General features: G+C 63.3%; 16 protein-coding genes. 4 read left to right on the top strand and 12 right to left on the bottom strand.

The genetic code is table 11. The annotated features are described in order from the left end of the window. Positions 1 to 116: 116 nt before the first annotated feature. From arsH to NF681_19755, 7 genes are all read right to left on the bottom strand, one after another. Complete coding sequence (gene arsH, locus NF681_19785; GenBank protein ID UST56228.1) at positions 117 to 851, bottom strand: arsenical resistance protein ArsH; 735 nt, start codon at positions 849 to 851, stop codon at positions 117 to 119. Then, complete coding sequence (arsC, locus tag NF681_19780; GenBank protein UST56227.1) at positions 820 to 1,251, bottom strand: arsenate reductase (glutaredoxin); 432 nt, start codon at positions 1,249 to 1,251, stop codon at positions 820 to 822. The genes arsH and arsC overlap by 32 nt, the downstream gene beginning before the upstream one ends. 38 nt (positions 1,252 to 1,289) lie before the next feature. Continuing rightward, positions 1,290 to 2,573 (bottom strand): arsenic transporter, encoded by a 1,284-nt coding sequence (locus NF681_19775; protein UST56226.1) that lies wholly within the window; start codon positions 2,571 to 2,573, stop codon positions 1,290 to 1,292. 79 nt (positions 2,574 to 2,652) lie between these two features. Next, the gene (locus NF681_19770; protein ID UST56225.1) at positions 2,653 to 3,147 is read right to left on the bottom strand and encodes an arsenate reductase ArsC; all 495 of its coding nucleotides are present in this window, start codon (positions 3,145 to 3,147) and stop codon (positions 2,653 to 2,655) included. Positions 3,148 to 3,208: 61 nt separating this feature from the next. After that, positions 3,209 to 3,535, bottom strand: a complete 327-nt coding sequence (locus NF681_19765; GenBank protein ID UST56224.1) for a metalloregulator ArsR/SmtB family transcription factor — start codon at positions 3,533 to 3,535, stop codon at positions 3,209 to 3,211. 81 nt (positions 3,536 to 3,616) lie between these two features. Then, the gene (locus tag NF681_19760) at positions 3,617 to 4,108 is read right to left on the bottom strand and encodes a hypothetical protein (GenBank protein ID UST56223.1); all 492 of its coding nucleotides are present in this window, start codon (positions 4,106 to 4,108) and stop codon (positions 3,617 to 3,619) included. A gap of 26 nt (positions 4,109 to 4,134) precedes the next feature. Continuing rightward, on the bottom strand, positions 4,135 to 4,443 hold the full coding sequence (locus NF681_19755) for a hypothetical protein (protein UST56222.1): 309 nt from the start codon (positions 4,441 to 4,443) through the stop codon (positions 4,135 to 4,137). A gap of 296 nt (positions 4,444 to 4,739) precedes the next feature. Between NF681_19755 and mntP the strand changes: the two genes are divergently transcribed. Beyond that, complete coding sequence (gene mntP / locus NF681_19750; protein UST56221.1) at positions 4,740 to 5,312, top strand: manganese efflux pump MntP; 573 nt, start codon at positions 4,740 to 4,742, stop codon at positions 5,310 to 5,312. A gap of 21 nt (positions 5,313 to 5,333) precedes the next feature. Continuing rightward, positions 5,334 to 6,389, top strand: coding sequence for a DMT family transporter (locus tag NF681_19745; protein ID UST56220.1), 1,056 nt, complete (start codon positions 5,334 to 5,336; stop codon positions 6,387 to 6,389). A 461-nt stretch (positions 6,390 to 6,850) separates the two neighbouring features. On the opposite strand, the gene NF681_19740 is transcribed toward NF681_19745, so the two are convergent. The 5 genes from NF681_19740 to NF681_19720 are packed head-to-tail and all read right to left on the bottom strand — an operon-like array spanning position 6,851 to position 10,218. Continuing rightward, complete coding sequence (locus NF681_19740; GenBank protein UST56219.1) at positions 6,851 to 8,290, bottom strand: rhodanese-like domain-containing protein; 1,440 nt, start codon at positions 8,288 to 8,290, stop codon at positions 6,851 to 6,853. A 60-nt stretch (positions 8,291 to 8,350) separates the two neighbouring features. Continuing rightward, on the bottom strand, positions 8,351 to 9,007 hold the full coding sequence (locus NF681_19735) for a DUF599 domain-containing protein (protein ID UST56218.1): 657 nt from the start codon (positions 9,005 to 9,007) through the stop codon (positions 8,351 to 8,353). A gap of 4 nt (positions 9,008 to 9,011) precedes the next feature. Beyond that, positions 9,012 to 9,449 carry a YeeE/YedE family protein gene (locus NF681_19730; GenBank protein UST56217.1) on the bottom strand — a complete coding sequence of 146 codons (438 nt, stop codon included), beginning with the start codon at positions 9,447 to 9,449 and terminating at the stop codon, positions 9,012 to 9,014. A 10-nt stretch (positions 9,450 to 9,459) separates the two neighbouring features. Beyond that, entirely contained in the window at positions 9,460 to 9,894 is a 435-nt protein-coding gene (locus NF681_19725; GenBank protein UST56216.1) for a YeeE/YedE family protein, read from the bottom strand. Positions 9,895 to 9,897: 3 nt separating this feature from the next. Next, positions 9,898 to 10,218: a metalloregulator ArsR/SmtB family transcription factor gene (locus tag NF681_19720; GenBank protein ID UST56215.1), complete on the bottom strand. Its 321-nt coding sequence runs from the start codon at positions 10,216 to 10,218 to the stop codon at positions 9,898 to 9,900. Positions 10,219 to 10,292: 74 nt separating this feature from the next. On the opposite strand from NF681_19720, the gene NF681_19715 reads away from it, so the two are divergent. Both NF681_19715 and NF681_19710 read left to right on the top strand, forming a co-directional pair. Then, entirely contained in the window at positions 10,293 to 11,186 is an 894-nt protein-coding gene (locus NF681_19715) for an MBL fold metallo-hydrolase (GenBank protein UST56214.1), read from the top strand. A 28-nt stretch (positions 11,187 to 11,214) separates the two neighbouring features. Next, positions 11,215 to 12,009, top strand: a complete 795-nt coding sequence (locus tag NF681_19710) for a redoxin family protein (GenBank protein ID UST56213.1) — start codon at positions 11,215 to 11,217, stop codon at positions 12,007 to 12,009. Positions 12,010 to 12,028: the final 19 nt, after the last annotated feature.

Here is a 12,028-nt window from a genome sequence, read left to right as displayed (position 1 = left end):
GTTGACCCACGCTCCGACAACGAGGTTCGTCATGGTTCGAGGGATTCATGGTTCAGGCTGCCTTGTGCGCCGGCCTGCCGAAAACATGCGCGGCCGGTAGGAATGTCACTGGGCCTTCAAATGCTGCGCAGGTTGACCCGCTTGGACAGGGCTTCTGCGCTCTCCCGCCGCTCGCTGTAGCGGTCCACCAGGTAATCCGCGCAGTCGCGCGTGAGCAGCGTGAATTTCACCAACTCCTCCATCACGTCCACCACCCGCTCGTGGTACGGCGAGGGCTTCATGCGCCCGTCCTCGTCGAACTCCAGGAATGCCTTGGCCACGGAGGACTGGTTGGGGATCGTGATCATGCGCATCCAGCGCCCGAGCACGCGCATCTGGTTGACGGCGTTGAAGGACTGCGAGCCGCCTGAGACCTCCATCACCGCCAGCGTCTTGCCTTGCGTGGGTCGCACCGAGCCGATCGCCAGGGGAATCCAGTCGATCTGCGCCTTGAGGATTCCCGTCATCGCGCCGTGGCGCTCCGGGGATGTCCACACCATGCCCTCAGCCCACTGCGCGAGGTCGCGCAACTCCCGCACCTTCGGATGATCCTCCGGTGCGGCGTCGGGCATCGGTAGGCCGCTCGGGTCGTAGATGCGCGTCTCGCACCCCAGGGCCTGCAGCAGGCGGGCCGCTTCCTCCGTCAGCAGCCGGCTGTAGCTGCGCTCGCGCAACGATCCGTAGAGCAGCAGGATGCGCGGCGGGTGGTCTGCCCGTCGCGGGGGAAACAGGCGTTGAGGATCGGGCAGGTGGAACTGGTCCGCATCGAGGTTTGGCAGGTCAGGGCTTGGCAACACGCTGGCCTTTCTCATCGATCACGGCCTCACCGTCTTCCTTGGCGAACGGGCCTCGCTGCAGCGCCGGCAGCAGGTCGATCACCGCTTCGGAGGGCCGGCACAGCCGGGTGCCGATGGGGGTCACCACGATCGGCCGGTTCATGAGGATGGGATGCTGCAGCATGAAGTCGATCAGCTGCTCGTCGCTCCACTTCGGGTCGCCCAGGCCAAGCTCGTCATAGGGTGTGCCCTTCTGACGCAGCACCTCGCGCACGGGCACGCCCATGGCCGCGATCAGCCGCTTCAGGGTGGCACGGTCGGGCGGCGTCTTCAGGTACTCGACGACAGCAGGTTCCGCGCCGGTGTTGCGAATCAGCGCGAGCACGTTACGCGAGGTCCCGCAGTCGGGGTTGTGATAGATCGTGATGTCACTCATGGATCGGTCTCGATGATGGAAAGGGGGGAAGGAGGCGTTCAGCCGGTGCTCAGTCGGATCGCCAGCGCGGCCAAGGTGATGGCCAGGACCGGCACGGTCAGCACGATGCCCACCTTGAAGTAGGCACCCCAAGCGATCGTGATGCCCTTCTTCGAGAGCACGTGCAGCCACAGCAGCGTGGCGAGGCTGCCGATGGGCGTGATCTTCGGACCCAGGTCGCAGCCGATCACGTTGGCGTAGATCATGGCTTCCTTGACCACGCCGGTGGCGCCCGACGCGTCGATGGACAGCGCGCCGATCAGCACGGTGGGCATGTTGTTCATGACCGAGGACAGGATGGCGGTCAGGAAGCCGGTGCCCAGGGCCGCACCCCAGACACCGTTTCGAGCGAAGACGTCGAGCAGGGACGCGAGCTGGTCGGTCAGTCCGGCATTCCTCAAGCCATAGACCACCAGGTACATGCCCAGCGAGAACACGACGATCTGCCAGGGCGCGCCTTTGAGGACCTTGCGGGTGTCGATCGGACCGCGCGCCGCAACCGCCAGCAGCAGCACCGCGCCCACCGCGGCGACGGCACTGACCGGCACGCCCAGCGGCTCCAGGCCGAAGAAGCCCACCAGCAGCAGCACGAGGACCACCCAGCCGGCCTTGAACGTGGCTGGGTCGCGAATCGTGTCCCGGGGGGTTCTTAGCTGCGCCATGTCGTAGCGCGCTGGAATGTCGCGGCGGAAGTAGAGCAGCAACACACCCAGGCTCGCCACGACCGAGGCGATGTTCACCGGCACCATGACCGAGGCATAGTCGGCGAAACCGATCTTGAAGAAGTCGGCCGAGACGATGTTCACAAGGTTGGAGACGATCAGCGGCAGGCTGGCGGTGTCGGCGATGAAGCCCGCCGCCATGACGAATGCGAGCGTCGCGGCCGGTGAGAACCCGAGCGCCACGAGCATCGCCAGCACGATCGGCGTGAGGATGAGCGCTGCACCGTCATTGGCGAACAGGGCCGAAACTGCCGCGCCCAGCAGCACGATGCATGCGAAGAGGCCTCGACCGGCACCGCCTCCCCAGCGTGCGACGTGCAGCGCGGCCCATTCGAAGAAACCCGCCTCGTCGAGCAAGAGGCTGATGACGATGACGGCGATGAAGGCCGCCGTGGCGTTCCAGACGATGTGCCACACCACCGGGATGTCGGAGAGCTGCACGACGCCGGTCAGCAGGGCCAGCACGGCGCCCAGTGAGGCGCTCCAGCCGATGCCCAGGCCGCGTGGCTGCCAGATCACCAGGACAAGCGTGAAGACGAAGATCGAGAGAGCGACAAGCATGTCAGTGGTTTTTATAGGTGTTGTGGGGACTGCGCTTGGGAGGTGATGCCTTCAGCGCCCGATCGGGCAGCGCTGCAACTCAGCTTTCGGAGATGCGGTTCAGAGCGCTTTGCAGTTCGGCATCGGTCATCGTGTCCAGCGGCAGCGCGAGCAGCTGCACCATGCGATAGCCGATGGCCTGACGCGTCAGTTCGAAGGCCACGCGCTTGCCTTCATCGCCACCGGGCGCGTTGGACGGGTCCGGATACCCCCAGTGGACCTTGACGGGACTGCCCGGCCAGTACGGGCAGGTCTCCTGCGCGGCGCTGTCGCAGACGGTGATGACCACGCGCATGGTCGGCACCTCCTCTCCCACGAACTCGTCCCAGCTCTTGCTGCGGTAGCCCGACACATCCACGCCGGCACGCGTCAGTGCCTCCAGCGCGAACGGGTTGAGCCGGCCGCTGGGCGCACTGCCGGCGCTGAAGGCCTGGACGCTCCGGCCAGCGGCCTGGGCCAGGTGATTAAGCATGCCCTCGGCGAGCACGCTGCGCGCGGAGTTGTGGGTGCACAGGATCAGGATGTTCGTGTTCATCACGTCAAGCAGTCAGCGGGATCAGGGAGGGGGAGGAATGGACAAGCAACGCTGGCAAGCGTCAGCAGTCACAGGCCAGGGTCTTGCCGTCCACTGCACAGGCCTCGCCTTGACAGCAGTTCTCGGTGAGGTAGCCCAGGAGTGCGTTCATCTGGTCGAACGATGCCCGATAGACCAGATAACGGCCCTGTCGCTCTTGAGAGGCCAAGCCCGCGTTCGTCAGTTCCTTGAGGTGGAAAGACAAGCTGGTCGCTGGCAGGTCCAAGGCTTCGCTGAGCGCACCAGGCGTCAGGCCTTCCTGGCCTGCCACGACCAAGGCACGGAAAACGCGCAAGCGGCTGGATTGGGCCAGCGCAGCGAGCGACTTGACAACGGTTTCTTCTTCCATAATTCAATTTTTATTGAATGATTGGATAAAAACAAGGAAGTGAGAAAACAAAGGCCGAGTTTCGCGGGCGCGAAATTTTCGTCAGAGCGTGACGATCTCGGTGGGCAGAGCGTCCAGGCCGGCGTCCTGATGACGATACGCAGCCCGGTCCCAGGCTCGAAGCAGCCGCGCATAGACAGGATGGTCTCGATGGAAGATGGCATGGCCACCCGGGTCGCCCACGATGTCCAGCAGCAGCAGGCCCGCTGCAGGATCGGCATGCTTGAGCGAGTAGACCGCCAAGCGGTCACTGGTGCGTCCGTAGGGGGTCGCATGTTCGTCCTGGGCTTGCTGGTCCCAGGCTGCAAGCTCGACGGGGTCGAACGGCCGGAGGTGGACGTGGAACGCGAAACTGACCTTGTTGCCACTGACTGGCCGGTTGGGCTTGTCTCTGCCGAAGAACCAATGGTCTTGCGTTGCGATCCTGCCCTGAGCGTCAATGACCTTCCACTCGCGGATCAGAGAGGCAAGTTCCTGCAAGTCTTCCCGGGACCCGATCTTCCTTGCAAGCTCAGGGTCAAAGTGCACGCTCAAGACAGCCGCAGCTTCTTGCGGCGAGCTCAATTTTTCTGGAGACCGTAGGTGTCCTCGATGCGGCGTGCGCGTTCGTCGGCATCAGATGCCTCCCAAACGTCCCGCTGGAGGTTGCGGGCCAAGGACAGGTGCTGCGCAGACGGTGGACCTTGACGGCGGATGCGCCGAGGCGGCTCCGGACGCGCCACAGCACTGCCCTGGGCATCTTCGATGTCCAGCACAGGTGCATGAGAGGTGACAAGAGGCCGGTGGTCCATGCCTTGATTGTCCGTAGAAACCGGGCCGAGCGCAATTTGCTGCCCAAAAGGCGGGATGCTGGAAGTGATGAGCGCCAAGATTGTCTTGAGCAACAGAAACGCAACAAAGTCCTCGAAGTTGGGTTTCCCGCTCTAGAGGCTCAGGTACTACTTAGGGTTTCCACGTAGCAGCGTTTATCATCGCGCCACCCCTTGGGGAGTAGCCAGTTTCCACATACATGGAAACGCCTTTCGTCAACACACTCGGCGTCTCACACGCTGTGGCGAAGGCAACCGTTCTCGGTTGGCGAGACCATTGGCATGTCCTCCGCGTTGCAAGTCGGGCCGCGGAAGCATGTCTTTGTGCTTGCCCGACGCGAAGAACGATCGACCCCATGAACCTCGCATCCACTGCCATCCTCGCGCTGGCGATGTCCACCGATGCCTTTGCCGCCGCCGTTGGCAAGGGAACTTCCCTTCAAAAGCCGCGCTGGTCGGAAGCCCTGCGAACCGGCGCCATCTTCGGCGTCATCGAAGCGCTGACACCGCTGGCCGGATGGGCGCTAGGCCTCGCGGCCGCCAGCTACGTCAAGGACTGGGATCACTGGATCGCATTCGTGCTTCTGGCCGTCCTGGGCGTTCGCATGATCCTGGCGGCAGCCAACGCGTCTGACGAGGAGGACAAGACCAAGCCCACGAAGCACAGCTTCTGGCTGCTGGCCATCACGGGCTTTGCCACCAGCATCGATGCGATGGTGGTGGGGGTCGGCTTGGCGTTCCTCGATGCCAACATCCTGCAGATTGCGCTTGCCATCGGACTGGCGACCTTCACCATGGTCACGCTGGGCGTGATGGTGGGCCGTGTGCTGGGCAGCGTCGCTGGACGCTGGGCTGAGGCCCTGGGTGGCGTGCTGCTGATCGGCATTGGCAGTGCCATCCTCTACGAGCACCTGTCAGCGGTCGTTTGAGCCTGGCGCGAGTTGCCATCGATGAGGCATCGTCACTTGTCGCTGCCAGCCGTGCACGGTGGGCTGCTCGCTCTGTTGGCGGCTGCGCTCTTCGGCGTGAGCACGCCGCTGGTTCAACACTTCAGCGAGGGAATGGGACCGTTCACAACGGCCTGCCTGCTCTACGCCGGCGCCGCAGCGGTGGGCGCGTTGTCACGCCAGCGCATCGAGCGCGAGGCGCGTCTGATGCGCGGCGATCTGCCACGCCTCGCGGCGATGGCCGCCTTCGGCGCCGTCCTGGGTCCGGTGGCGCTGGTGTGGGGTCTGCAGCACACCAGTGGCACAAGCGCCTCGCTCATGTTGACCCTGGAGGCGTTGTTCACGGCCATCCTGGCGCGCTACCTGTACCAGGAGACCATGGACCGGCGCGTCTGGACCGCCATGCTGCTGCTGCTCGCAGGCGGCGTGGCGCTGGTGCTCGACCAGGGACGCGGCGGCGGGACCCAGCTCTGGGGTCTGCTCGCGGTGCTGGTCGCGACCGCGGCCTGGGGAACGGACAACACGCTCTCGCGGGCGCTGGCCGAGCGCGATCCCGGCCAGGTCGTGCTGGGCAAGGCAGCGATCGGCGCTACAGCGACGCTGGTCCTGGCGCGTGCCTTCGGGGAACCGTGGCCATCCCTTGAGGCAGCGGGCATCCTGCTGCTCATCGGTGCCACCGGGTACGGTCTGAGCCTGCGCTTCTACCTGCTCGCGCAGCGTGCCTTCGGAGCGGCCAGGACGGGGTCGGTGTTCGCGTTCGCGCCCTTCATCGGCGCCGGCCTGGCCATTGCCTTGGGCGAGCGCAGCGGCTCCTGGGTGATGGCGGTCGGCGGGGTGCTGATGCTGCTGGGCGTGGCCCTTCACCTGATGGAGTCGCACGGGCACGCGCATCAACATGAACGGCTCACGCACGAACATGCGCACACGCACGGCGACGGACACCACGACCATGTGCACAGCAATTTCGTCTCGGGCTCGCACAGCCACGCTCACACGCACGAGCCGATGTCGCACGCCCATGCGCATGTGCCCGATGCGCACCATCGGCACGTGCACTGAGGCGCCGATGGCCATCCCTAGGACTGCGATCTGTCCTGCCAAAATCAGCACCACCGTGGAGGCGACCTCATAACGATGCGGTTGATTTGCCAGGAGCCGGTTGGTTGCAGGCCCTAATAAAGCGCTGCGGTTTGCGGAAAGAACAACGCTGGACGACCTCGGTTTAACGCACCAGCAGGAGGTTGGTTGAGAGTCCGACCAGTGCGCAAGCTGTCAGCAGCAGCACACCGATCTTGAAACCGACTAGGGCCACCGCAGCCGCCATTTTTATGAGGGGGGAATACGGCGTCGAAGCGACCTCCTAACCTCTAGGGCCACAGCATGCGGTGCGCAACTCATAACAATGAACATCGCTCTCGTGGTCACTTGTCCTGTTGATAAATTACATATGACTGACTTATCATCAAGTCAATTGAAAAAAGCCGACACTATTTCGGCTTTTTCCATGCTTTAGCTTTGAGTTATTTCTTCTCTTGTCTGACTCCTAGCTCGTTAGTCTCATTGTTGATCTCCACGGGAAGGTCACTCGATTTCCACGCTTGCCAGCTTCCGGGAACGTTCGACACCTTGAAACCATGCGACTGCAGCAGGCTGGCTCCGATGGATGCACGGTAGCCACTGTCGCAGTGCACAGCCATCGCCTTGGTCTTGTCCAGCGTTTGGAGTTGACCAGGCAGGTCCGGCAGAAAGATGTGTCGCGCACCGGGGATATGGCCTTTGGCCCATTCTTGCGGCGATCGAACATCGAGGACTGACACCTCATCTGTTTGCGCATTCTGTTGGGCCAGCGCTTTGACATGGAGCTGCGGCAGGGATTCCAGTTCGTACCCGGCGTTTTCCCACGCCGACATGCCGCCCACCAAATAGCCCGCGAATAGGTTGAATCCGGTGCGTGCGAAGTGATGCAGGACGGTGGGCAGCTGCGCATCGCTTTCGATCACCAGCAGCAGCGGCCTGTCCGGCTCCAGCATCCACCCCGCCTGGATGGACAGCGGACCCCCAGCGCCGATGTTGAGGGCGCCCGGAATGTGTCCGCCGCCGAACGCGAGCATGTGGCGCGTGTCCACCAGGACGTTTGCTGGGTCCGAGACGGCCTTTCTGAACTCCGCCGGGGGTAGAGCCGGTGCAATGAGTTTGCCGGCCGCCGCCGCAGGCGAGCTGGTGTTCATGTCCTTCAGGCGCGGGTGGTAGCGCGGCTTGGGCGGCAGATTCTTCAACGCCATCTCTCGGAATTTCGTTTCCGTGGACTGCCGCAGCAGATCGTTGTGTTCGAACTCATACCCGATGGTGGAGCAGAGCTTGTCCCCGATGGCCGCGCCGCACGGTGAGCCGTGCACATGGGTTGGGTACAGCAGCATTCCCTTGTCCAATCCACGGAAGAACGTGTACAGCGTGTGAAACTGGGCTGACGTCAGCTCCTCGACACGCTCTGGCCCAAGCAAGTCGGTGCGGCCCGCCGTCTCTACCAGCAGGGAGCCACCAGAAAGCACTGCGAAAGGCGCGTCTTTCGTTGCGGCTTTTGCGACCAGCAGCGAAATGTGTTCGGGCGTGTGCCCGGGCGTGTGCTTGACCGTCAACCGGACAGCACCCAGCTCCAGGACATCGCCGTCGTGGACGGCCCGATGGGGAAATCCATACTCCGGCGCATCATGACCGCTGACGCAGACCTCAGCGCTGCCGGTGGCTGCAGCCAGCGCGCAAGCACCGCTGGCGAAGTCCTCATGGATGTGCGTTTGCACCACGTACTTGATGGTCAGGCCGCGCTTGCGCGCGAGCTCCAGGTACTGCTCGACATCCACCTGGGGGTCGACCACCGCGGCGACGCGGGCCGAATCGTCGCCGATGAGGTAGCTGGCGTCGCCCAGCTCACGGGTCAGTAGTTGCTCAAAAACGAGTGCCATTTCACATTCCTTTGCTGTGGTGATGCAGGTGATGCAGGTGGAGGGGAGCGGATGTCGGATTCAGCCGGCCTCAGAAGGCCTGGGGTGGAACCGATCGAAGTTGAAGAGAAGTACGCAAACGACCAATGCAGCGATCGGGCCGGCTGCAGGATGAAGAATGAACGCCACCACAGGCGCCAGCAGGATCAGCTGACGCAGGGCCCAGCTGTAGAGCACGCCCGCTTTGCGCACGTAGGCCGTGCCCGCACGAGTCCAATGCTTCCTCGCCTCCGAATCGACCGGCATGCCGCCGATGAAGCCGGCATGGTTGTAGTACCGCACGGCCATTACGGAGGAAACCAGTGACGCGAACAGCAGCGCCAGGAGAACCAGTTCCATCGCCAGGCGCGGCGTGAAATTCGGAAGCGGCGATGTCGCGTCGCCGAACTGCGCATGCAGGGAAGGCACGGCGAGCGTCACGGTTCCCATCAACCCGAGCGCGGCCGTCGATGCGGTCATCGAGGCTGACATGACGGCGTTACGCAAGGTCTGGACAGCCAGGATTTCCGAGCCCTTTTGTGCCGACACCGCTTCAAACCAGTCCTGACGCAGGTTGGCATGCACCGTCCGGGCCATGCGTTCCGGGCGCCGGCGCTGGGCCATCGCCAGCGATGTCTCGTAAGCGAGCAGGACCGCCAGGGTCAGCAGCGCGGCAAGCCAACTCAGGGCGAAGCTCATTTGTTCACGCGTGGCTTGGTTGGGCAGCGCGCTGGCAGCGCTCGAGCAGTTCAAACACGCCCATGCCGATCAACATGGCGGCGACGAACACCACTGCTTTTTTCTCCCCCATGCCCAGCGCAACGAGTGCAGGTCCAGGGCAGAAGCCGGCGATCCCCCACCCGATGCCGAACAAGAGGCCGCCGCCGATCAGGCGCCGGTCGATCTTGTTGGCCTTGGGCAGCTTCATCTCGGCACCCAGGAAAGACACCGTTCTGCGGCGTGCAACGGCGAAGGCGATCAGCCCAACGGCGATGGCGCCAGCCATCACGAAGGCCAGCGACGGGTCCCAACGGCCAGCGAGGTCCAGGAAGCCAAGCACCTTGGCCGGATTGGCCATGCCCGAGACGATGAGGCCCAAGCCAAACACGAGGCCGGCGAGCAGCGACGTAAAAACGTACATGGTGGTCTCCTCAAAGTCCGAACAAATGGCGAGCGACGTACACGGTCAGGAATCCAGCACCCATGAACGCTGCCGTGGCAGCGAGCGAGCGCGGCGACAGGCGCGACAGGCCACTCACGCCATGGCCGCTGGTGCAACCCGACCCATACCGTGTCCCCACCCCCACAAGAAGTCCGGCCGCAATCAGGGCTGCGTAGCCGGCGTCGATCTGGAGGCTGGGCACGTTGTTGAAAAGCAAGTACGCCGAAGGGGCGCCCAGTAAGCCGAGCACGAAGGCAAGCCGCCAGCCAACATCACCCTTGGCTGGCTTCAACAACCCGCCGAGCACGCCGCTGATGCCGGCGATGCGGCCATTCAGGAGAATGAACATCGCCGTGGCGATGCCGATGAGCACGCCGCCAGCCAGGGACGACCAGGGTGTGAAGGCGCTCCAATCAATCGACATGGGTTACTCCTTGGGACAGTACAAGCGGTACAAAACCGACAGCATTTCGAGCAGGCGTTCGTCGGCCACGCTGTAGAAGATGTTCTTCCCCTCCCGACGCGTGCTCACGACGGCTTCGTTGCGCAACACGGACAGCTGTTGCGACAGCGTGGGCTGACGGATCTCCAGCGTTTCTTCGAGATCACTGACGCACATCTCTCCTTGGGAAAGCTGGCAAAGGATGAGCAACCGGTCCGTGTTAGCGAGCACCTTGAGTGCGGCCACGGCTTCGGTAGCTGCGTTTCGCAGCAGCTCGGGCGTGATGGCGGTGGGTTTGGCGTTCATGAGTCTTAGAAAGATTGACTTCAATATACCAAAACATATAATCAATGTCAATAAACTGAACAATGAGGTACTGCATGGCTGCCCGCACTCACATTCAATCGTTCTTCGATGCCAAGACCTGGACCGTTTCGTACGTCGTCACCGACCTTGGAACCCGGCAAGCGGCGATCATCGATCCGGTCCTGGACTACGACTTCAGGTCCGGGCACACGGACACGAACGCTGCCGATGCCTTGCTCGCGTACGTGAAGGCCGAAGGGCTCACCGTGCAGTGGATTCTCGAGACGCATGCGCACGCGGACCATCTGTCGGGCGCGCGCTACCTGCAAGCGCAGGTGGGCGGGCAAATCGCCATCGGCGAGCACATCCGCGAGGTGCAGGCGACGTTTAAGAAGCTCTACAACCTCGAACGAACGTTCCTGCCCGATGGCAGCCAGTTCGACCATCTCTTTCAAGACGGCGAAGTGTTCAAGATCGGCGATGTCGAAGCCACTGCGCTGCTGGTGCCGGGCCATACGCCCGCGGACATGGCTTATCAGGTCGACGGCGCCGTTTTCGTGGGCGACACCCTGTTCATGCCCGATGTCGGCACCGCCCGCGCCGACTTTCCAGGCGGCGACGCCCACGTGCTGTACCGCTCGATCCATAGGCTCCTGGCCCTGCCGTCCGAGACGCGAGTCTTCGTATGCCACGACTACCCACCCAAGGGTCGGGAAGCCAAGTGGGAAACAACGGTCGCAGAGCAAAGGGCGAGCAACATCCACGTGCGCGATGGCATCGGCGAAGCGGAGTTCGTCGCGATGCGCAAGGCGAGGGACGCGACCCTGGAGGTGCCCACGCTCATCCTGCCCTCGATCCAGGTGAATGTTCGGGCAGGCCAGCTGCCGCCCGCCGACGAGAACGGCATCGCCTACTTGCGCATTCCACTGAACGCAATGCCCAGGCGAAAGCAGCCCGATGCCAAGTAGCGTTCAGATCGGGCCGTTCGTCCTGCCCATGGCGCTGCTCTTCATGTTCGCTGCCCTCGCAGCAGCTTCGTTCATTGGCAGACGCGCCGCTCGCAGGGTCGGGGTGGACGTTGAACCCGTGCTGTTCTGGTCGCTGGTGGTTGGCCTCGGGGTGGCGCGGCTTGCGTTTGTGCTTCAGTTCAGCACGACCTACCGCGCATCGCCGCTGGCGGTCCTGGACATCCGTGACGGCGGGTGGCAGCCGTTGGCGGGATTTGCCGCCGCCTGGCTGTTTGCCATCGCATGGCAGTTTAAAAGGGCTGTCCTGCGCAAACCACTGCTGTCCGCCCTGCTTGCAGGCACTGCAATCTGGGCGGGTGGTCTGGCTGCCGTGTCGCTGCCTGTCGAGGAGCGCAAGCTTCCTGCGTTGGCGTTCACAAGCCTGCAGGGTGCCAGCATTGACCTCACGCAGTTTGAAGGCAGGCCCACGGTGGTCAACCTCTGGGCCACCTGGTGTCCACCATGCGTGCGTGAGATGCCCGTGCTGCATACGGCACAGGTTGACAATCCGGTCGTGAACTTTGTTTTCATCAACCAAGGTGAGTCTGCAGAGCGGGTGGGCCATTGGCTGGCTGCTCGCAACCTGCCGCTGCGCAATGTTCTTTTGGACCGGGAGAGTCAGGCGCTGAAGGCATTTGAACAGCGAGGACTCCCGACCACGCTGTTTTTAGACGCCACGGGACGGTTGATCAACACGCGAACGGGCGAGCTTTCGGCATCGACGCTGGCTGAGAAGCTCGGATCCATCACTACCAGTGGCCCCTCACCCTTGAAGGCCCCTTGATCATCGCCCTATCGTCGAC

It is taken from the genome of Comamonadaceae bacterium OTU4NAUVB1, assembly GCA_024372625.1.
Classification (GTDB): Bacteria; Pseudomonadota; Gammaproteobacteria; order Burkholderiales; family Burkholderiaceae_C; genus Variovorax.
Note: the sequence above shows the minus strand (reverse complement) of the source record. Positions and strands in the feature narration are given on the sequence as shown.